Origin of the sequence: Rhodococcus sp. As11, assembly GCF_048957735.1 — a bacterium.
Classification (GTDB): domain Bacteria; phylum Actinomycetota; class Actinomycetes; order Mycobacteriales; family Mycobacteriaceae; genus Rhodococcus; species Rhodococcus gordoniae.
Genome location: NZ_JARDJE010000005.1, coordinates 293480 through 314614, shown reverse-complemented (window position 1 = coordinate 314614; position 21135 = coordinate 293480). Strand labels below are relative to the sequence as shown.

Here is a 21135-nt window from a genome sequence, read left to right as displayed (position 1 = left end):
GTGCAGGCCTTTCCGGTCCACGATCGATCGAACAGAACACCGTCCAGCATAGGAACCTCGCACAACACCTTATTCACGCACGTACAGACGCAAGGTCACATACGAGGTGAGGGCGGCCATTCCGACACCCACGAGCACCAGGAACGGCGAGACCAGAAGGATGTCGCTGTCGGTGATGCGGGCGACGATGTTCGCGTCGTAGACCTCGGTGAGCATGTCGTCGACGAACATGCTCTTGGCGACGAAGAGGCCGCCGATGGCGAGTGCGGCGCCCACGATCGCCGCGATCACCGCTTCGAGGAGGAAGGGCAGCTGCGTGTACCAGCGGGTCGCGCCGACCAGCCGCATGATGCCGACCTCGGTGCGGCGGGTGAAGGCCGCGATCTGCACCATGTTGGCGATGAGGAGCACGGCCGCGACGGCCTGGATGGTGGCGATGGCGAAGGCACCGTTGCGGATGCCGCCGAGCACACCGAAGAGGCGCTCGACGAGATCCTGCTGGTTCAGGACGCTGTCGACGCCCGGCCTGGTGCCGAAGTCGTCCTGGATCGCGGCGAAGCGCTCCGGATCGGACATCTTGATCTTGAACGAGGCCGGGAAGCTGTCGGCACTCACCAGTTCGGCGAGCTCGGGCTGATCGGCGAAGACGCGTTCGGTGGCGTCGGCGACGGCGTCGTCGCGGCTCAGATACTGGACCGACACCACGTCGTCGGTGTTCTCCAGGTCGCCGCGCAGAGCGGAACACAGGTCCTGCTCGCAGTCCGGATCGAGCGAGGAGATGTCCTCGGTCAGGAACACCTGCACCTCGACCCGGTCGAGGAAGATCCGCTCCGTCTTACCCGCCATCTGGACCACGAGCAGACCCGCACCGAACAGCGCGAGCGAGATCGCCGTGGTGAGGATCATCGCGATGGTCATGGTGAGGTTGCGGCGCAGGCCGGTGGTGACCTCGCTGAACAGGAAGCTGGCACGCATCGGGTGGGAATCCTTCGGTTGCCTGGTGGGAGTGCTCGGGTGACGGGATCTATCGGCCGACGCCGTAGACGCCGCGCGCCTCGTCGCGCACGACGCGTCCGAGATCGAGTTCGACGACCCGTCGCCGCATCGAGTCGACGATGTGGTGATCGTGGGTCGCCATGAGCACCGTCGTGCCCGTGCGGTTGATGCGTTCGAGCAACAGCATGATGTCCTGGCTGGTCTCGGGATCGAGGTTGCCGGTCGGCTCGTCGGCCATCAGCACCAGCGGACGATTGACGAAGGCGCGCGCGATCGCCACGCGCTGCTGTTCGCCACCCGACAGTTCGGCGGGGAGCCGGTCCGCCTTGCCCGACAGCCCCACCAGGTCGAGGACCTCCGGCACCGTCCGGTCGACGATCCCGCGCGGCTTGCCGATCACCTCGAGAGCGAACGAGATGTTCTCGGCGACCGTCTTGCGCTGGAGCAGCCGGAAGTCCTGGAAGACGCACCCGAGGTTCTGCCGCAACTTCGGTACGCGACGAGCCGGGAGCCGGTTGACGTGGAAATCGGCCACGTGGATGTCGCCGGTCGTGGGCTTCTCCTCACGGAGGAGCAACCGGAGGAAGGTCGACTTCCCCGATCCGGAGGGACCGATGAGAAAGACGAACTCGCCCTTCTCGACGTGCACCGAGACCCCTTCGAGTGCGGGTCGCGTGGACGTCTTGTAGGACTTGGACACATTCTCCAGCCGGATCACGTGGACATGCTAACCGTTACCGTTCGGTGACCTGCCGTACCGGCGTGTCCGCACCCTACGGGGACGGTGAGTCGGTGTTCTCCGGGACCGTCCGGCCCTGCTCCTCGTTCAGTCCGGGTATCCGGGGCAGATCGAACGGGAGTTGCCTGGTCGTCGTGGTCGGGGGTGCCGTGGTTGTGGGTACCTGCGGGGGCAGGACGCCTTGTGGCGAGCCCGGAACACTCGTCGACGTCGTGGGCGGGAACGTCGACGAGGTGGTCGACGGATAGGGCGTGTCGGTGGTCTCCGGAGTGGATTTCTGCGGGGGCACGGTCGCCGCCGGGGGCACGTACGGCACGTAGGGGGTCTCGGAGATGATCACCGCGCTCGACGGCGCCGCAGGCGTGTCCTCGGGCTGGTTCAGGAACAGATAGAGCACCCACATCCCCACCCACAGGCTGCACAACGCGAAGGTCGTGGTCCTCATCCGCCCACCGAGCAGGTGCGACGGGATACGCCTGCGGTGCGGCTCCCTCTCCTCGTTCACTGCGCCTCCACACGATCGACGACGCTGGCCGTGTCGAGCTGCGGCGTGACGGTGATGCCCTGCTCACGCAGCGCACCCGCGATGCGCGCACGCAACAGTCGGCCCACCTGGAACTGCTTGCCGGGCAGGGTGCGCGCGACCATCCGCACGCTGAGCTGATCCACCTCGAGACTCTCGACACCCATCACGCTCGGCTCGTCGAGCAGCAGTTCGCGCAGGCGGGGCTCCTTGTAGGCCGCCACACCCAGCTCGCGCAGGATCTCGGTGACGTCGGCGATATCGGCGGTCACCGGGATCGGGACGTCCACCACGGCACGCGCCCAGTCCTTCGACAGGTTCACTGCCTTGTTGATCTGGCCGTTGGGGACGGTGATCACCTCACCTGCCGTACTGCGCACCCGGGTGACGCGCAGCGTGACGTCCTCGACGGTGCCGATCGCGTCCTCGGACGCACCGGTCACGGAGATCTGGACGGTGTCGCCGAAACCGTACTGGCGTTCGGTGATGATGAAGAAGCCCGCCAGGATGTCCTGCACGATGCGCTGGGCACCGAAGCCCAGCGCCGCGCCGAGCACGGTCGCCGGCGCGACCAGGCTGCCGATGGGCAGCTGCAGGTAGTCGAACACCTTCAAGGTGGCGACGATGTACACGAACGAGATCGCCATCCACGTGACCACCTGGGCGACCGAGTGACGATGCTTCGTCGCCTCGGAGCGCACGAGGTCGTCGGACTGCATGTAGCGCTCGTCGATGCGCCGCGTGATGCGGCTGCCGATCCAGGAGACGAACCGGGCGATCAGAACCGCACCCAGGATCGTGAGCGCGATCTGCAACCCGCTCGTCGACAACCAGTCGAGCAGTCTAGCTCCGGGAAGAAACGGCACAGGCCCCTCTCTCGTTTCCGATCACGATTTCTGCTCTTCCCGCATACGCCAGCGGATGCCCGACTCGAGGAATCCGTCGATATCGCCGTCGAGCACCGCCGACGGGTTGTTCACCTCGTACTCGGTGCGCAGATCCTTGACCATCTGATACGGATGCAGCACGTACGACCGCATCTGGTTGCCCCACGAGCTGCCCCCGTCGCCCTTGAGCGCGTCCATCTCGGCACGCTCCTCCTGACGCTTGCGCTCGAGGAGCTTGGCCTGCAGCACACGCATGGCCGCAACCTTGTTCTGGAGCTGGGACTTCTCGTTCTGGCAGGTGACGACGATGCCCGTCGGGATGTGCGTCAGGCGCACGGCGGAGTCGGTGGTGTTGACCGACTGACCACCCGGCCCGGACGAGCGATAGACGTCGACGCGGACGTCGTTCTCGTCGATGTCGATGTGGTCGGTGGTCTCGACGACGGGCAGCACCTCGACCTCCGCGAACGAGGTCTGGCGGCGGCCCTGGTTGTCGAAGGGGCTGATCCGGACGAGCCGGTGCGTGCCCATCTCGACCGAGAGGGTGCCGTAGGTGTAGGGCGCCTTGACGGCGAAGGTAGCGGACTTGATGCCGGCCTCTTCGGCGTAGGAGGTGTCGTAGACCTCGACGCCGTAACCGTGCTTGTCGGCCCAGCGGATGTACATGCGCATGAGCATCTCGGCCCAGTCGGCGGCGTCGACGCCACCGGCACCGGCACGGATGTTGACGAGCGCGTCGCGCTGGTCGTACTCACCCGACAGCAGCGTGCGCACCTCCATCGCCTCGATGTCGGCGCGCAGGCTCTCACGTTCGGCATCGGCGTCGGCCAGGGCCGCGGCGCGGTCCTCGCCCTCCTCACCCTCGGCGAGCTCGTAGAGCACCGGCAGATCCTCGAGCCGCTGGCGCAGCCCCTCGACGCGGCGCAGTTCGCCCTGCGCGTGCGACAACTCGCTGGTGACCTTCTGGGCGTGCTCCTGGTCGTTCCACAACTCGGGATCGGCCGCCTGGTGCTCGAGTTCGTCGATGCGCCGTCGCAGCTCCTCGACGTCGAGGACCGACTCCACGGTGCGGAGGGTCGTGTCGAGCTCGGCCAGGGCTGCGGAAACATCGGGATGCACGATTCAACAGGTTACCGGAGCGACGAACCGGTCCGACGTGCGCGATCGATACGCGCAGGGGGCGGCACGCTGCTCGACCCCGACCCGCGGCGGCTAGCGTTTCCGTCATGACCACCGACTACACCGCCGACCTGGACCTCGCCCTCCGACTCGCCGACGCGTCCGACTCCATCACCCGCGCCCGCTTCGGTGCGCTGGACCTGAAGGTGGACGACAAGCCGGACCTGAGCCCGGTCTCCGACGCCGACCTCGCCGTCGAGCGCACCATCCGCGAGGTGCTCGGCGAGCAGCGACCGGACGACGCGGTGCTCGGCGAGGAGTTCGGTGGCGACGCGGTCTTCCGTGGACGGCAGTGGGTCGTCGATCCGATCGACGGCACGAAGAACTTCGTGCGCGGTGTGCCGGTCTGGGCGAGCCTGATCTCGCTCCTCGAGGACGGTGTGCCCGTCGTCGGTGTGGTCAGCGCCCCGGCACTGAACCGTCGGTGGTGGGCGGCTGCGGGCGGCGGTGCCTGGGTGTCGCACGACGGCGCCGAGCCCCGGCGCATCTCGGTGTCGCAGGTGACCGATCTCGCATCGGCGTCGCTGAGCTTCTCGAGCCTGAGCGGCTGGCAGGATCGCGGCATCCGTGATCGTTTCGTCGCCCTGACCGACGACGTGTGGCGGGTGCGCGCGTACGGCGACTTCTTCTCCTACTGCCTGCTCGCCGAGGGCACCCTCGAGATCGCGCTCGAACCCGAGGTGTCGCTGTGGGATCTGGCCGCCCTCGACGTCTTGGTGCGCGAGGCCGGTGGCCGGTTCACGAACCTCGAGGGCACGGACGGTCCGCACGGCGGCAGCGCGGTCGCGACCAACGGCACGCTGCACGACGAGGTGCTCGGTCGACTGAAGTGAGAGGTCGGCCCCACGCGCGGAGCGTCGCGCGTGGGGCCGGGTTCGTCAGCGGACGGGGAGATGTACGGCGGTCTCGAGGTCGGCTTCGCTCGTGACGCTCGGGTCGCTCGGATAGACGTTGAAGTGGTGGGTGGCCACGTCGTCCTCGATCCGGGCCGCGGACAGGCCGTGTTCGGTCAGGAATTCGGCGATCGCCTCGTGGGCCCGCGGGATCGATTCGGCGTACGGCCCGGTCACGGTGGCGACGACCGCCCGGCGTGAGGGGAACTCGTGGACCGTCAGCGGCTCGCGGGCCGTGGTTCCCGGCGCCACCGGCAGGAACACCGATTCGTCGACGTCCGACTCACGGAACTCGCCGTCGTGTTCGATGCATCCGCCGGGTCCGGTCGGGACGATGCCCTGCTCCTGCAGGGCGGGCATGAAGCGTTGCCACAGTTCACCTTCGGCCGAGTAGTCGGCGACGGTGCCGCGGAGGCAGACGTATGTCTGCTGAGGAATCTCGGTCAGTTCGATTCGGGTCATGATCGTGTCCTCCGGTATCTCGTCGAGCATGCGGTCCAGGGCCCTCAGTCGCGTGCGGCCGAGTTCGAGTTCCTCCTCCAGCACACGGCGCTGCAGTCGCAGGGCCTGCGTGTAGGCGGGGGTTCCGCCCGTCGCCAGTAGTGCCCCGATGGCAGACACGCCGAAGCCGACGTCGCGCAGGCGCCGGATGCGCGCGGCATCGGCGGTCTGCTCGGGGAGGTATCGGCGGTAGCCGCTGACCTCGTCGACCACGGCGGGGATCAGCACTCCGTGCGAGTCGTAGTGCCGCAGCATCCGCACGCTGATCCGGGTCAGGGACGAGAACTCTCCGATGGACATCAACCTGATGGTGTCGGTCATGGCGCCGAGTCTGCGACCTCACACGGTGTGAGAGTCAACCCGCGGAACTTACCGCGCAGTAGACACCGACCTTACTCGTAAGTAAGATCGGAGCCGTCCGCTGCCGCATCGAGAGACTTCTGGTGATCATGAGCAAGCAAGACAGCGTGGCCCGCCACACGCCTCGCGACACGTCCGCCGTCGGCCTCAATCCGATCAAACGCGACGTCATGGGCGCTGCCATGCGCGTGCTCACCCGGATCACGGGCTCCGAACTGGCCGACCGGTACAAGTTCCGCGAGACGATCGACCGGATCACGTACCAGTCCACGAAGACGGGCTTCAAGACCCTCGGCGCCGCCACGCGCACCTTCAAGAAGATGTCGGGCGGCGCGAGCGGCCCGCAGCGTCTCGCCACCGCGAAGAACGCCGACTTCTTCGACCTCACCCCCACCGACGATCAGCAGATGATCACGGAGACGGTGCGTGAGTTCGCCGCCGAAATCCTGCGGCCCGCCGCGCACGACGCCGACGAGGCTGCCGCGGCCCCGGCCGATCTGCTCGCGCGCGCAGCCGAACTCGGCATCACCATGGTCAACGTGCCCGAGGCGTTCGACGGCGCCGCCGACGAGCGCGGCGTGGTCACCAACGTGCTGGTCGCCGAGGCCCTCGCGCACGGCGACATGGGTCTGGCCCTGCCGATCCTCGCGCCGAGCGGTGTGGCCGTGACGTTGACGCAGTGGGGCACCGAGGACCAGCAGAAGACCTACCTGCCGGCCTTTGCCGGCGACGACGTTCCCCAGGCGTCCGTCGTCATCGCCGAGCCGCGCGCCCTGTTCGATCCCTTCGCGCTGCAGACCAAGGCGGTGCGCTCCCCCAGCGGCTATCGGCTCAACGGCGTGAAGTCGTTCGTCCCGGCCGCGGGCAGCGCCGAACTGTTCGTCGTGGCAGCCGAACTCGACGGCAAGCCGTCCCTCTTCCTCGTCGAGGCGAAGAGCAAGGGCGTCGTCATCGAAGCCGATCCGGGCATGGGCCTGCGCGCCGCCGGACTGGGTCGCCTACTGCTCGAGGACGTCGCGGTGCCGGAATCGGCACGTCTCGGCGACGACGACGCCGACATCCGCGCCGAGCAGTACGCCGACGCCGTGCGTCTGTCGCGCCTGGGATGGGCCGCTCTGGCGACGGGCACCGGACAGGCCGTGCTCGACTACGTGGTCCCCTACGTCAACGAGCGCGAAGCGTTCGGTGAGCCTGTCAGCCACAGGCAGGCGGTGGCGTTCATGGTGGCGAACATCAAGATCGAGCTCGACGGTCTGCGTCTGGTCACCCTGCGCGGTGCGTCGCGGGCCGAGCAGGGACTGTCGTTCGCTCGCGAGGCGGCCCTGGCCCGCAAGCTCGCCACCGACAAGGGCATGCAGTTCGGCCTCGACGGCGTCCAGCTGCTCGGCGGCCACGGCTACACCAAGGAACACCCCGTCGAACGTTGGTACCGCGACCTGCGAGCAATCGGAGTCGCCGAGGGCGTCGTCCTCGTCTGATCGGCCCGACCCGAACAAGGAACCTGTGATGATCAATCTCGAACTTCCCCGGAAGCTCAAGGCTTCCGCGAACCAGGCCCATCAGGTCGCCGCGCAGATCTTCCGGCCGATCTCCCGCAAGTACGACCTCGCCGAGCACGAGTACCCCGTCGAACTCGACACCATGGCCGCGATGGTCGAGGGACTCAACGACTCCGGTCAGGGCGCAGCGGGTGCCACGCTCGGCCGCGACAGCAAGGCCAAGCAGGACGGTCCCGCCGGAAATGCCAACGGCGGCAACATGGCCGGGCTCCTCAACGTCATCGAGACGTGCTGGGGCGACGTCGGCCTGACGCTGTCGATCCCCTATCAGGGCCTCGGCAATTCCGCGATCGCCGCAGTCGCCACCGACGAGCAGCTCGAGCGTTTCGGCAAGGTGTGGGCCTCCATGGCGATCACCGAGCCCGGTTTCGGGTCCGACTCGGCGGCCGTCACGACCACGGCCGTGCTCGACGGCGACGAGTGGGTCCTCAACGGCGAGAAGATCTTCGTCACCGCCGGAGAGCGCTCCACCCACATCGTCGTGTGGGCGAGCGTCGACAGGTCGAAGGGCCGCGCCGCGATCAAGTCGTTCGTCGTGCCGCGCGAGGCTCCCGGCCTCTCGGTCGCGCGTCTCGAGAAGAAGCTCGGCATCAAGGCGTCCGACACTGCCGTGCTGGTGCTCGACAACTGCCGCATCCCGAAGGACAACATCCTCGGATCCCCGGAGGTGAACACCGAGAAGGGGTTCGCCGGGGTCATGCAGACCTTCGACAACACGCGTCCGATCGTGGCCGGTATGGCCGTGGGTCTCGGCCGCGCGGTGCTCGAGGAACTGCGGTCGATCCTGAAGGACGCCGGCGTCGAGGTCTCCTACGACATTCCCGCGAACAACCAGCACGCCGCGGCCGCCGAGTTCCTGGCACTCGAGGCCGATTGGGAGGCCGCCTACCTGCTCGCGCTGCGCGCGACGTGGATGGCCGACAACAAGAAGCCCAACTCCCTCGAGGCGTCGGTGTCCAAGGCGAAGGCCGGCCGCACCGGTACCGCGATCTCGCTCAAGGCCGTCGAACTCGCCGGCACCTACGGTTACTCGCAGCGGCCGCTGCTCGAGAAGTGGGCACGCGATTCCAAGATCCTCGACATCTTCGAGGGCACCCAGCAGATCCAGCAGCTCATCGTCGCTCGACGGGTGCTCGGAAAGTCGTCCTCCGAACTGAAATAACGCCCGGGTCATGGGGTCCGTCGCCGGTCCCGGAAGGATGATCGGGGCCGGCGACGGTACCGGGCGTTTCGGGGGATCCCCCGGGGGACGGGCCCTCGCCGTAGGTGCGGCGAGGGCCCTGCCCATACGAGGAAGTTCGCCTGGAATGTGAGATACGTCACCGCTATTGTGTGTCCTGACGCCGACACACAGCTAGGGGGACGGATGCTCGGTCAGGACATTCTCGGCAGGATCACAGGCGGGCGGATCACGCTCGACGACACGATCGGCCAGGTCAAGGACATCGTCGGATCACTCGCAGTACTCCATCGCGCAGGCCTGCTGCACTTCCCGCGCGTGGACCGCAGCATCGGGACGATCATGGCGGCCGACAAGTACGGCCCCTTCGCCGGTTCCGTGCACGCACAGGCCGAACGTGGCCTCGACGCCGTCGCACTGATCGACGAAGCCGGTGATGTCACCTACAAGGAACTCGAGGCCCGGTCCAACGCCCTCGTGCGTGCGTGGCAGCGCGCCGGGGTCGAACCGGGATCGGTCATGGGCATCATGGCCCGCAACCACCGCGGACTCGTACTGACGATGCTCGCCACCGCCAAGCTCGGCGTGCGGCTCGTGATGATGAACACCGGTTTCGCGCCGCGGCAACTCGTCGATGTCGCCGCACGCGAACAGGTCTCGACGTTCGTCTTCGACAGCGAGTTCGCCGAGGTCGCCGCCGCACTGCCCGACGATGTGCGCCGGTACGTCTCCTGGGTGGACGACGAGGTCCCCGGCATCCCGACACTCGAGCAGTCGATCGAAGGGCTGGACGGCTCGTCCCTGCCCGCCCCGGAGGTCTTCGGCGGCTTCGTACTGCTCACCAGCGGCACCACCGGCACCCCGAAGGGAGCACCGCGCGGCCGCACGTCACCGTTCGCGTCGGCCCAGTTCCTCGATCGGGTTCCGCTGCGCCCCGGTCAGACGATGCTCATGGCCGCCCCCGCCTTCCACGGCACCGGCGTCTCTCAGTTCGCGCTCGCCCTCGCGCTCGGCCAGACCGTGGTGATGATGCGGCGCTTCTCCCCCGTCGACACCCTGGGCCTCATCGAGCAGCACGGCGCGAACGTGCTGGTCGTGGTCCCGACCATGCTGCAGCGGATCCTCGACCTCGGACCGGAGAAGATCGCCGAGTACGACACCTCGAGCCTGAAGATCGTCTTCTCCGCGGGTTCGTCGCTCTCGCCCGACGTATGCCGCCGGACGACGGAGGCCTTCGGGCACGTGCTCTACAACCTGTACGGGTCCACCGAATGCGCCGTCGCGACGGTCGCGACTCCCGACGACATCCGGCAGGCACCCGGCACGGCGGGGCGCCCACCGGTGACCTGCCGCGTGGTCCTGTTCGACGACGACGGCAACCGCATCACCGAACCACACGTCCCCGGGCGCATCTTCGTCTCCAGCGGCCTGTCCTTCGCCGGTTACACCGACGGTCGCGACAAGGAACGCATCGACGGACTGCTGTCGATCGGCGATATCGGGCACCGGGACGAGAACGGACTGCTGTTCGTCGACGGCCGCGACGACGACATGATCGTCTCCGGCGGCGAGAACGTCTATCCGCTCGAGGTGGAGAACCTGCTCGCCGAACGGGAGGACGTACTCGACGCCGCCGTGGTGGGCGTTCCGGATTCCGAGTTCGGGCAGCGGCTGCGAGCGTTCGTGGTCCCCTCCCCCGAGTCGGCCCGCGACGCCGAGGACATCAAGGCGTTCGTGAAGTCCACCCTCGCCCGGTACAAGGTTCCGCGTGAGGTGGTGTTCCTCGACGAGTTGCCCCGCAACGCGACGGGGAAACTGCTGCGCCGGGTGCTGGTGGACCTGGATGTGCCGGAGGATCCGGAGAGCGAGTACACCACCGCCGGGGCTTGAACCCCGAACGAACGAAGGCCGGTCGTCCGAGACGACCGGCCTTCGTGGTGGTAGCGGGGACAGGATTTGAACCTGCGACCTCTGGGTTATGAGCCCAGCGAGCTACCGAGCTGCTCCACCCCGCGTTGCATGAACGAACCTACACGAGCGCGGAAACGGAATGCAAATCGCCTCGTCGGAGGCGAATCCGCGCGTTCGCACCCCCTATCGAAGACCCCGAGGTGGCTCGGTTCACATTTCCTCCATGACTATCGTCACATAACGAAGGTGTAACGATCATGCATCTCTTCCCGTTATCTTTGCTCTGAGCAGCGAAAACGCTACGGATGCATCCCACAACGTGGACATCTTTGCTTCACGAGGCGGGGATGACGGACTGCGACACGCTTTGTACTGTCGGTCCCGGCTCGAAACAGCCGAGCCACCACCGGCCCGTCGCCGCCAGTTCTGCCCCGCGGGATCCGGTGCCTACGAAGACCCGAGGGGCAGGGACGCGATCGACGCGGTCCCCGATCCGGACGGAGACATTCTCCGTCGCCCGAGATCGACGAGGGCCGTCGCGCTTCCGCGAGCGCGGGAAGGACTCCACAGCATGACCATCTTCAGCACGCGTGCATTCCGCACTGCCGTCGTCACCGGTGCACTCGCCACGGTTCCGTTCGCGCTCGCCACCGGCACCGCGTCCGCTGCCTCGCACAACTGGGACGGCGTCGCCCAGTGCGAGAGCGGTGGCAACTGGGCCATCAACACCGGCAACGGCTACTACGGCGGTCTGCAATTCTCGCAGAGCACCTGGGAGGCCCACGGCGGCAGCGGCACCGCCGACCAGGCCTCGAAGGCGGAGCAGATCCGCGTCGCCGAGAACGTCCTGCAGACCCAGGGCCCGGGTGCGTGGCCGGTCTGCGGTCAGTACCTGACCACCGAATCCGCTCCGGCCCCGGCGGCGCCCGAGGCTCCCGCGCCTGCGCCCGAGGCTCCCGCGCCTGCCGCCCCCGAGCTGCCGGCCGAGCTCACCCAGGCCGTCGACACCGCGAACCAGCTCGCCGAGCAGTACGGCTTCGGCGCCGAGTTCTCGCAGATCGTCGACATCACGCTGGCCGGTCGCTGACGCCGACCGCCTCGACGAATGCAACGAAGGCCCGCGGTGCGAACCGCGGGCCTTCGTCGTATCCGATTCCGTCGTATCCGATTCCGTTCCCGGATCAGCCGCCGGTGGACTCGTAGGCGTCGACCGCCTGCTGCACCCGTCGCAGCGCTCGCCCGTAGGCTTCGAAATCACCGCTGGTCTGAGCGTTGGACAGCTCCGCGAGCGCCGAGTCGAGCTCGGCGACCGCGGCATCGCGGTTCGCCGGAGCGGTCGGAGCCGGCGCAGCCGGCTGCTGTTGCTGCTGATCGCCGGGCCGGTTCTCGCCGGTCGCGCCCTCGCCGAGCACCTCGCCCCGGGTCTCGTCGTCGACCACGGCAGTCGGCCGCGCCTCACCACCGGGAGCGGTGGCCGCGTCGCCGACACCGGATCCGAAGACCTGATCGAGTGCCCCGGCAAGGGTGGGCGCGTAACCGATCCGGACACCACCGCTGGCACCCGGCTCCCGGTAGCTGACGAGCACACGCGACAACTGCGGGAAGGTCGACGTGCTGCCCGCCGTCGCGTTGCGTTCGGTGTACATCGGCTGGACGTACAGGATGCCGCCGTCCGCGATGGGCAGGGTGAGCAGGTTGCCGTACTGGATCCGGTTGGACCGTTCGAGCAGTGTCCGTTCGGAGGCCACCCGGGTGTCGGAGATCATCGCGTTCTGCGTCTGCTCCGGACCGAAGGTCTGCGTATCCGTCGGTAGCTGCAGGATCGTGAACTTCCCGTAGTCCTTCGGGTCGGACTCGACCGAGATGTACGCCGACAGGAACTGGCGGTTGTAGCCCACCATCGCCGAGGTCAGGCGGAACCGCGGATCCGCCGTCTCGCGATCGCCCATCAGCAGGTAGTAGGGCGGCTGGTTTGCGCTGGTGTCGACCGTCGGATCGGCCGGCACCGACCAGAACGCGTTGTTCGTGAAGAACTCGCGCGGGTCGTCGACGTGGTACTTCGCGAGCATCTCGCGCTGCACCTTGAACAGGTCCTCCGGGTACCGGAAGTGCGCGCGCAGCTCGTCGGAGATCTGATCCTGCGGGGTCACCGCGTCGGGGAAGACACCCATCCACGCCTTCAGGACGGGATCCTGCTCGTCGACCTGGTAGAGCGTGACGGTGCCGTCGTACGCGTCGACCGTGGCCTTGACCGAGTTGCGGATGTAGGAGACCTCCTTGCGGGGAAGCAACCGGCCGGTGTTCTGGTCGATGCTGTCCTCGACGAGTCCCTCGAGGGACGCACGCTGCGCGTAGGGGTAGTAGTCGAGCGTGGTGTACGCGTCGACGACCCACTTGATCCGGCCGTCGATCGCCGCCGGGTAGGCGTCGCCGTCGGCGGTCAGCCACGGCGCGACCTTGGTCACGCGCTCACGCGGGTCGCGGTTGAACAGGATCTTCGAATCGCTGCCGATGGCGCTCGAGAACAGGATGTTCCGCTCGCCGTACTTCGCGGCGAAAGCCAGACGGTTGAACCAGTTGCCGATGTCGACGCCGCCCGAACCGGTGTAGGTGTACTTCTCGGTGTCGGTGTCGTACTCCCTCGGCCCGGACGAGTCGGCGCTGTTGCCGACGATCGCGTAGTCCGGATCGGCCTCGCCGATGACCTCGCCGTAGTAGATGCGGGGTTGTTCGACGGGGATGACCTGATTTTCCGCGGCGAGCGACGCGAGGTCGCTGACGAAGTAGACGGGATAGCCGCTGTTGCTGTTCGCGGCCTCCTCCGCCGACGCACTCGCGGCGGCGTTCACGCGGTTGGCGGGCGCCGCGACGAGACCGTTGCCGTGCGTGTACACGGTGTGGCGGTTGATCCAGTCGGTCTGGTTGCCGGTCAGGCTCGTGGGCGAGAGCTCACGCGCCGCGACGATGTAGTCCTCCATACGGCCGTCGATCTCGTACCGGTCGATGTCGAGCGACTCGGGGTAACCGTAGAAGTTCTTCAGCTGGGTCTGCTGCGTGAACGTGCGGGGAAGCACGTTCGGGTCGAGCAGGCGGGCGTTCGCGATCGTGGTGATGTCGGCCGGGATGTTCTCGGGCGAGGTGGTACCCACGCCCGGGTAGTCCTCGTAGGTCACCTTGTCGTCGGTGATGCCGTACGCCTCGCGGGTCGCGGCGATGTTGCGCTCGATGTACTCGCTCTCCTTGTCGGCAGCGTTCGGGCGGACCGAGAACTGCTCGACCATGAGCGGGTACACCGCCCCGACGAGGATCGACGAGAGCACGAGCAGCGCCGTCGCGAGCGCGGGAATCCGCAGGTCGCGCAGGAAGATCGCGGCGAAGAACGCAATCGCGCAGATGACGGCGATCGCGAGGAGTATCAGCTTGGCGGGCAGGACCGCGTTGATGTCGGTGAAGCCACCGCCCGTGAAGGTCGGTTCCTTGCGGCTGCTCCAGAGCAGTTCGTAACGGTCGAGCCAGTAGGCGACCGCCTTGAACGCGACGAACAGACCGGCGAGGACGGCGAGCTGCACGCGCGAGGCCGTCGACATGCTTCCGCCGCGACCGGCGAGACGGATTCCTCCGAAGATGTAGTGGGTGACGAGGTTCGCGATGAACCCGAGCACGATCGCGACGAAGAACCAGTTGAGCACGAAACGGTAGAACGGCAGGTCGAAGGCGTAGAAGCCGACGTCGATACCGAACTGCGGATCGGTGGTGCCGAAGTCGCCGCCGTTGAAGAACATCTGCACGGTGACCCAGCCGGCCTGGGCGACCAGGCCGGAGAGCACACCGAGCACGACGGGGATGCCGATCCCGAACGCGCGCATGCGGGTCATCACGGTGGTGCGGTAGCGCGCCACCGGGTCGTTGGGGCCGGTGGTCGGCACGAAGACCGGGCGCGATCGGTAGGCGAGCAGCATCGCCAGCCAGACGACACCGCCGACGAACAACCCGACCACCAGGAACAGTGCGATCCGGGTCAGGAGAACTTTGACGTAAACGTCCCGGAAGTCGACCTCGCCGAACCAGAGCCAGTTGGTGTATGTGTCCACCAACCGTGGTCCCAGCAGAAGCAGCACAGCCGCCACCACTGCCAGGATCAGCAGAACTCTGCTCCGCTTCGACAATGTAGGTACTCCGGTCGGGGGCCTCATGCCCACGTGCCACGCTCCCAACTCGTCCGGCGGCGCGAACGCACCGCATCTGTACACCTCGCGCTCGACGAACGTGTGCGAACACGCCTCGTTCTCACGGAGTGACCGTTTCGCCCCACTCTACGGAATCCTCGTACAGGGGGTCGCACGACGCAGGTCCGGCAGCGCACACCCACGTACGGGTGCCAGGATAGGCCGGTGAGCCAACGTCTTCCCGTACCTTCCGAACAAGCACTCGCGCGCACCGTCCACGAGATCATCGATTTCGCGGATGCGGAGGGCTGGGACCGCCCTCCCGTGATGTTCGCGCTCGTCCCGACCGTCCTTCTCGCAGCCGCCGAACCCGCCCTCGCCGACCAGCTCGACGAAGGACACGAGTACACCCCGATCGCGCAGGAATCGTTCCCCGACGACGTCGAGGGTGGCAGTCCCGCACTCGAGGAGTTCCTGGCCACCACCACCTGGCCCGGCTCGGTCGCCGGGTGCGCGCTCGTCCAGGAGGTGGTCGTACTGCCGCCGAGCGCCGAGAACGAGCTCGACGACGCCTTCGCACCGCTGCTCGCCGACGCCCACGCGGCCGACGAGGCGGCACGGCTCGCCGCGCACAGTCACCCGGAACGCCGCGCCGCCCGCCTCGTCTCCGCGGTCCTGCGCGACGGGCCGTCGCTCTCGCTCCTGCAGTTGCGTCCCCTCGACGACGACGATCCGTTCGCGGGTGCCGAACTGCGGACCTACGACAACCTCGCCCCGCACATCGTGGCGGCGCTGTACGCGACCCTCGAGGTGAGCGACGACGATTACTGAGATGTCGACTACCGGGGAGGTCGACTACCGGGGACTGTCGGTCCTCTCCGGGCGGCTCATGGGATCAGCTGCAGGCCGGCGCCTCGCGTCCGCCCGTGATGGCTTCGAGCGCGTCGATCGCACTGTCGAGTGTGTCGACCTTCACGAGCTGCACCCCCTCGGGCGCGCCGCTCGACGCCTCCGCGCAGTTCTCGGCCGGAACCAGGAAGACGGTCGCGCCGTCCTCCGAGGCCGCGGTGAGCTTGTGGGTGATCCCGCCGATCGGCCCGACGATCCCGTCCGAGTCGATCGTGCCGGTACCGGCGACGGTGAGGCCGCCGTTGAGCAGACCCGGACTGAGCTTGTCCACGACAGCCAGACTGAACATCAGGCCCGCGGAAGGTCCGCCGATGTCGGCCAGGTTGAACGTGACCTCGAAGGGCACCTCGGGAACCTCTTCGGTCGCGATACCCAGGAAACCCTTGTCCGGGTCGCCGGGCCGGGGACCGACCGGGACGTCGAACGTCTCCTCGGCCTCGCCGCGCACGACCGTGATGTCCACCGACTCGCCGGGCGCGACCTCGCCGACCGCGCGCTGTACCTGGCCGGCCGTGCGCATCGTTTCGCCGCCGACGGCGACGATCCGGTCGCCCGCTTCGAGCACCCCGGAGGCCGGGGCGTCCTGGCCCACCTCGGCGATCCGCAGGGTCACCGGCAGATCGAGGTAGTGCAGGGCCGCGAGTTCGGCGGACCGTTCCGACTGGGCGAACTGCGCTTGGTCGACGGCCTGCACCTCGTCCTTGCTGCGGTCGGGCGGATAGACCTGTTCGCGCGGGGCGACGCCGTACCGTCCGCTGAGCCAGGCGGTGACGGTCTGCGCGAGAGTCAGATTGTCGGTCACCCCGACGGTCGTCATGTACAGACTGCCCTCGGTCTCGTCCGCTTCGATCCCGTCGAGCGCGACGACCGGTGTGCCCTCGATCTCGCCGAGCGTGTCGAAGACGGGGCCGGGACCGAGCGCCACGTACGGCGCCCGGACGTTGAACGCCACGATCACGATGACGAGGACCGGGAGTACGAGCGCGAGCGGCAGGACGTAGCGACGATTCACCCGGCCAGGGTAGCGGTCGGCCGACACCGGCCCTCGGCGTGACCACGCCGTGCCCCTGGCGTAGCACGCGGTGTTCGCCGTCAGCGTGACCACGAGACCGGTCCCGCCTCCGCAGGCCTTGTACCGTTGGATGCATGAGCGACACGCCCTTCGGATTCTCGAATCCCGACGACGACCCCGACCGCAAGAAGGACGAGGGATCCGGTAGCGGAGGCTCCGGTGGCGGTATCCCCTTCGGATTCGGGCTCCCCGGCAGCGGTGGGGGCGACAACCCGTTCGGTGGTCAGGGCTTCGATCCCGCGCAGTTCGGTCAGATGCTCAGCCAGTTCGGGCAGATGCTCGCCGGTATGGGCAGTGCCATGGGTTCCGGTGGCGGCTCGGGTCCGGTCAACTACGACATCGCGACGAAACTCGCACGCCAGCAGATCGGGTCCGTGACACCCGTCTCCCCCCGCACCGCCGACGCCGTGGCCGACGCCGCGCGGCTCGCCGAACTGTGGCTCGACGCGGCCACCACGCTGCCCGCGGGGGCGTCGAAGGCCGTCGCATGGACACCCGTCGATTGGCTCGACAACACCCTCGAGACGTGGAAGCGTCTGTGCGACCCGATCGCCGAGCAGGTCAACGGCATGATGCTCGGCGGTCTGCCCGAAGAGGCCCGCGCGATGGCCGGACCCATGATGGGCATGTTCTCCCAGATGGGCGGCGTCGCCTTCGGCTCCCAGCTCGGCCAGGCACTCGGCCAGCTGTCGAAGGAAGTGCTCACCTCCACCGACATCGGACTCCCGCTCGGCCCGGAGGGTACGGCTGCTCTGCTGCCGGCCGCGGTCGAGAGCTTCGGTGAGGGACTCGAGCAGCCCGCCCAGGAAGTGCTCGTCTTCCTCGCCGCACGCGAAGCTGCCCACCAGCGCCTCTACAGCCACGTGCCGTGGTTGCGTCAGCGGATGCTGGCGACCGTCGAGGAGTACGCGCGCGGGATCCGCATGGACATGTCGTCGATCGAGGACCTCGCGCAGGGTCTCGACCCCTCGGCGCTCAGCGACCCGTCCAAGCTCGAGGAGATCCTCAAGCAAGGCGCGTTCGAACCGCAGACCACCCCGGAACAGAAGGCCGCACTCGAACGGCTCGAGACGATGCTCGCGCTCGTCGAAGGATGGGTCGAGACGGTCGTCGCCGACGCGCTCGGCGAGCGACTGCCGGGTGCATCGGCGCTGACCGAGACGTTGCGTCGTCGCCGCGCCACAGGCGGACCCGCCGAGCAGACCTTCGCCACGCTCGTCGGTCTCGAACTCCGGCCGCGGAAGGTTCGCGAGGCCGCCGCGTTGTGGCGCCGTCTGACCACCGATGCCGGCACCGAAGCTCGCGACCACGTGTGGGAACACCCCGACCTGCTGCCGGACTCGTCGGATCTCGACAACCCGGCGGCATTCGTCGACCGCGTGATCGGTGGCGGCACCGGGGCCTTCGAGGATCCGATCGCCCAGTTGCAGGCGACGATGGAACGCGAGCAGGCCGAACGAGATCGCGCGGCCGAGGATCGACCCGACGAGGATCGTCCCGGAGACGACCCCACCCCGTAGATCGGCTTCGCCGGTGGCGACCGGACACGCCCGCCCTGTGGACAACTACTTCTCGTGAGCGGTCCGAAGGTGCGGGCGCTGTCAGGCTGTCCCCATGATCACCGCACCGCGCGAGACCACGACCCCTGCACCGCCGGAGCGGGCGGTTCTCCGGGTCGATCCGGAACTGGCCGTGCTCGAACGGTCCGACGGCTCGATCCAGCTCGGCTGGGGTCCCGACACTGCGACGGTCGTCGTTCCACCCGAGGGTATGGACAGCTTCGACCTCGGCATTCTCGTCCGGCTGCTCGACGGGCGCCTCACGCTCGACGAGGTGCTGGACGCTGCCGCGCTGCGCGGTCTCCCGCCCGGACCGGTCCGGCAGGTCCTCGACGAACTTGCCGCGACGGGCACCGTCCACCGGATCCCGGCGCCCGCGACCGGTTCCACGCGTCCGCGTCGGGTGCGGGTGCACGGCTCGGGTCCGCTCGCCGCGGCGATCGTCGAGGATCTTCCGGTGTGGGACGTGCGGTGGGTGCGGTCGACGTCCGGTGACGAACCGCAGGGACCCGCCGACTGTGTCGTACTCGCCGACCGTCAGGTACCCGATCCCCACCTCGTGAGGACCCTCGTCCGCGCCCGTGTCCCCCATCTCGCGGTGCGGATCCGGGACGGACGCGGCGTCGTGGGCCCGTTCGTGCTGCCCGGGCGGAGCAGTTGTCTGCGCTGCGCCGATCTCGTACGGACCGACCTCGATCCGTCCTGGCCGCGGTTGGCGAGCCAACTGTACGGACGGCAGGGTCACGCCGGCCGCGCCGTGACCTCGGCGACCGCCGCGATGGCCGTCGGGCAGGTCGAGGCGTTCCTCTCCGGCGACCCCTCCGTCACTCCGGCAGTCGACCGCACACTCGAACTCGACCTGCGAACCCACCGCATCGTCACGCGGCGATGGGTCCGTCATCCCCACTGCGACTGCTCGGCCATCGCTCCGGCCGGTCAGGCATGATGGGGGGCGTGCCAGACATCCCTCGCAGAAGCTCGTCCCGCACTGCCAAGCTCGCGAGCATCCCCTTGGGAATCGCCGGGCGCGCCGCCGTCGGTTTCGGTCGTCGGCTCGCCGGCGGCGATCGGGAGGAGATCGACGCCGAGATGACAGCGAAGGCCGCTGAGCAATTGTTCAGCGTGCTCGGTGAGCTCAAGGGCGGTGCCATGAAGTTCGGGCAGGCCCTGAGCGTGATGGAGGCCGCCGTCCCGGAGGAGTTCGCCGAACCGTACCGGGAGGCGTTGACCAAGCTTCAGGCCGAGGCCCCTCCCCTGCCCGCCCGGGCCGTGCATCGCGTGCTCGACCAGCAGCTCGGCACCAAGTGGCGCGAGCGTTTCGAATCGTTCGACGACGTGCCCGTCGCCTCCGCGAGCATCGGCCAGGTACACCGGGCCGTGTGGTCGGACGGGCGCGAGGTCGCGGTGAAGGTCCAGTATCCGGGGGCCGACGAGGCTCTGCGCGCCGACATGCGCACGTTGTCCCGGTTCGCCGGATTGTTCGCCACGATGATGCCGGGTGCCGATGTGCGCGCGCTGCTCGACGAGTTGTCCGCACGCACCGAGGAAGAACTCGACTACCGGATCGAAGCCGACAACCAGCGGGCCTTCGCGAAGGCCTTCGCCGGCGACGAGAAGTTCGTCGTCCCGCGCGTCGTCGCCAGTGCACCGAAGGTCGTTGTGACCGAATGGCTTTCGGCCACACCACTGTCGGTGATCATCGCGGGTGGTACGCGCGAGCAGCGCAACCGCGCCGGCGCGCTGCTCGCGGAGTTCCATTTCTGTTCGCCCGCCCGCGCCGGCCTGCTCCACAGCGACCCGCATCCGGGCAACTTCATGCTTCTCGACGACGGCCGCCTCGGGGTCATCGACTTCGGCGCGACCGCGGCGATGCCCGACGGGTTCCCTCCGGTGCTCGGTCGAATGGTCCGGCTCGCCCTCGACGAACGTTTCGACGAGCTCACCCGACTCCTCTACGACAACAAGTTCGTTCTGCCCGGCCGTACGGTCACCGACGAGGAGATCGCCGACTACCTGCGGCCGTTCACCGATCCGATCCACACCGAGTCGTTCCACTTCACCCGCGCGTGGCTGCAGCGAGTGGCGGGAACAGCCACGGACTTCTCGAGTTCCACCTTCAGGACGGCCCGGACGCTGAACCTGCCGCCCGAGTACGTGAGCGTGTTCCGGGTGCTGCTGGGATCGGTCGGCATCTGCGCTCAGCTCGACGCCGAGGCGCCGTACATGCGCATCCTGAGCGAATGGCTACCCGGCTTCGCCGTGGAGTGACGAAGCCGGGCAACCAGATTCACGCACAAACCAGTTCCTTGCGGGAGTCGGGCACCGGATGTTTCCGTGGCCGGCCCCGCGGCCGCTTGCGTGCGACGACGACACCGCGGTCGATGATCTCCCCGCCCCACACGCCCCATGGTTCCTCCCGCTCGAGAGCGGCATCGAGGCACTGGGCCCGAACCGGGCAGCCCGCGCACAGCGTCTTGGCGTACTCGAGTTCCGCCGGGGTCTCGGCGAACCACAGGTCGGGATCGTTGTCGCGGCACGGGAGATCGGTACCGCTGTGATACGGCAGATCCGTACCGCCGTGACACGGCAGGAGGGTGTCGGTACGACGCATCTCGTCTCCTTCCGTTCGGTTCGACAGGCTCGGCAGGTTGTCGCTCGGCACGTGAGCTCCTTCGTCGGTTCGTGAAAATACGATGCGAAC

Annotated in this window: 18 protein-coding genes and 1 tRNA gene; 9 read left to right on the top strand and 10 right to left on the bottom strand. The window is 68.0% G+C overall.

Annotated features, from left to right (window positions below):
• Window positions 1-69: 69 nt before the first annotated feature.
• From ftsX to prfB, 5 genes are read right to left on the bottom strand one after another with little or no spacing between them, the layout of a single operon-like run.
• Window positions 70-975: a permease-like cell division protein FtsX gene (ftsX, locus tag PV766_RS09335; protein ID WP_064064808.1), complete on the bottom strand. Its 906-nt coding sequence runs from the start codon at window positions 973-975 to the stop codon at window positions 70-72.
• Between the two features lie 49 nt (window positions 976-1024).
• On the bottom strand, window positions 1025-1714 hold the full coding sequence (ftsE, locus tag PV766_RS09330; protein ID WP_129976378.1) for a cell division ATP-binding protein FtsE: 690 nt from the start codon (window positions 1712-1714) through the stop codon (window positions 1025-1027).
• Window positions 1715-1769: 55 nt separating this feature from the next.
• Window positions 1770-2240 (bottom strand): hypothetical protein, encoded by a 471-nt coding sequence (locus tag PV766_RS09325; RefSeq protein WP_064064809.1) that lies wholly within the window; start codon window positions 2238-2240, stop codon window positions 1770-1772.
• The gene (locus PV766_RS09320) at window positions 2237-3124 is read right to left on the bottom strand and encodes a mechanosensitive ion channel family protein (protein ID WP_026003152.1); all 888 of its coding nucleotides are present in this window, start codon (window positions 3122-3124) and stop codon (window positions 2237-2239) included. The genes PV766_RS09325 and PV766_RS09320 overlap by 4 nt, the downstream gene beginning before the upstream one ends.
• 21 nt (window positions 3125-3145) lie before the next feature.
• The gene (gene prfB, locus PV766_RS09315) at window positions 3146-4264 is read right to left on the bottom strand and encodes a peptide chain release factor 2 (RefSeq protein ID WP_016933537.1); all 1119 of its coding nucleotides are present in this window, start codon (window positions 4262-4264) and stop codon (window positions 3146-3148) included.
• A 107-nt stretch (window positions 4265-4371) separates the two neighbouring features.
• Here prfB and hisN point away from each other — a divergent pair, with 107 nt between their 5' ends.
• A complete protein-coding gene (hisN, locus tag PV766_RS09310) occupies window positions 4372-5157 on the top strand; it encodes a histidinol-phosphatase (RefSeq protein ID WP_421096913.1) in 786 nt (261 codons plus the stop codon).
• 45 nt (window positions 5158-5202) lie between these two features.
• Here hisN and PV766_RS09305 read toward each other — a convergent pair whose 3' ends face one another.
• A complete protein-coding gene (locus PV766_RS09305) occupies window positions 5203-6039 on the bottom strand; it encodes a MerR family transcriptional regulator (RefSeq protein ID WP_421096912.1) in 837 nt (278 codons plus the stop codon).
• Between the two features lie 122 nt (window positions 6040-6161).
• On the opposite strand from PV766_RS09305, the gene PV766_RS09300 reads away from it, so the two are divergent.
• From PV766_RS09300 to PV766_RS09290, 3 genes are all read left to right on the top strand, one after another.
• Entirely contained in the window at window positions 6162-7556 is a 1395-nt protein-coding gene (locus PV766_RS09300) for an acyl-CoA dehydrogenase family protein (protein WP_421096911.1), read from the top strand.
• Window positions 7557-7584: 28 nt separating this feature from the next.
• Window positions 7585-8799, top strand: a complete 1215-nt coding sequence (locus tag PV766_RS09295; RefSeq protein ID WP_421096910.1) for an acyl-CoA dehydrogenase family protein — start codon at window positions 7585-7587, stop codon at window positions 8797-8799.
• Between the two features lie 204 nt (window positions 8800-9003).
• Window positions 9004-10707 (top strand): acyl-CoA synthetase, encoded by a 1704-nt coding sequence (locus PV766_RS09290; RefSeq protein ID WP_421096909.1) that lies wholly within the window; start codon window positions 9004-9006, stop codon window positions 10705-10707.
• 48 nt (window positions 10708-10755) lie between these two features.
• On the opposite strand, the gene PV766_RS09285 is transcribed toward PV766_RS09290, so the two are convergent.
• A tRNA-Met gene (locus PV766_RS09285) sits at window positions 10756-10832 on the bottom strand.
• A 467-nt stretch (window positions 10833-11299) separates the two neighbouring features.
• Here PV766_RS09285 and PV766_RS09280 point away from each other — a divergent pair.
• Window positions 11300-11815, top strand: a complete 516-nt coding sequence (locus PV766_RS09280) for a transglycosylase family protein (protein ID WP_421096908.1) — start codon at window positions 11300-11302, stop codon at window positions 11813-11815.
• A gap of 94 nt (window positions 11816-11909) precedes the next feature.
• On the opposite strand, the gene PV766_RS09275 is transcribed toward PV766_RS09280, so the two are convergent.
• On the bottom strand, window positions 11910-14927 hold the full coding sequence (locus tag PV766_RS09275) for a UPF0182 family protein (protein WP_421096907.1): 3018 nt from the start codon (window positions 14925-14927) through the stop codon (window positions 11910-11912).
• Window positions 14928-15119: 192 nt separating this feature from the next.
• On the opposite strand from PV766_RS09275, the gene PV766_RS09270 reads away from it, so the two are divergent.
• On the top strand, window positions 15120-15725 hold the full coding sequence (locus PV766_RS09270) for a PPA1309 family protein (protein ID WP_421096906.1): 606 nt from the start codon (window positions 15120-15122) through the stop codon (window positions 15723-15725).
• A 64-nt stretch (window positions 15726-15789) separates the two neighbouring features.
• Here the strand turns inward: PV766_RS09270 and PV766_RS09265 are convergent, their stop codons facing one another.
• Window positions 15790-16815, bottom strand: a complete 1026-nt coding sequence (locus PV766_RS09265) for a PDZ domain-containing protein (protein WP_421096905.1) — start codon at window positions 16813-16815, stop codon at window positions 15790-15792.
• Between the two features lie 134 nt (window positions 16816-16949).
• Between PV766_RS09265 and PV766_RS09260 the strand changes: the two genes are divergently transcribed.
• The 3 genes from PV766_RS09260 (at window position 16950) to PV766_RS09250 (ending at window position 20702) form a co-directional block, all read left to right on the top strand.
• Window positions 16950-18395, top strand: coding sequence for a zinc-dependent metalloprotease (locus PV766_RS09260; protein WP_064064817.1), 1446 nt, complete (start codon window positions 16950-16952; stop codon window positions 18393-18395).
• Window positions 18396-18489: 94 nt separating this feature from the next.
• The gene (locus tag PV766_RS09255; RefSeq protein ID WP_421096904.1) at window positions 18490-19380 is read left to right on the top strand and encodes a TOMM precursor leader peptide-binding protein; all 891 of its coding nucleotides are present in this window, start codon (window positions 18490-18492) and stop codon (window positions 19378-19380) included.
• Window positions 19377-20702, top strand: a complete 1326-nt coding sequence (locus tag PV766_RS09250) for an ABC1 kinase family protein (RefSeq protein WP_064064819.1) — start codon at window positions 19377-19379, stop codon at window positions 20700-20702. The genes PV766_RS09255 and PV766_RS09250 overlap by 4 nt, the downstream gene beginning before the upstream one ends.
• 19 nt (window positions 20703-20721) lie before the next feature.
• Here PV766_RS09250 and PV766_RS09245 read toward each other — a convergent pair whose 3' ends face one another.
• A complete protein-coding gene (locus PV766_RS09245; RefSeq protein ID WP_277986176.1) occupies window positions 20722-21096 on the bottom strand; it encodes a WhiB family transcriptional regulator in 375 nt (124 codons plus the stop codon).
• Window positions 21097-21135: the final 39 nt, after the last annotated feature.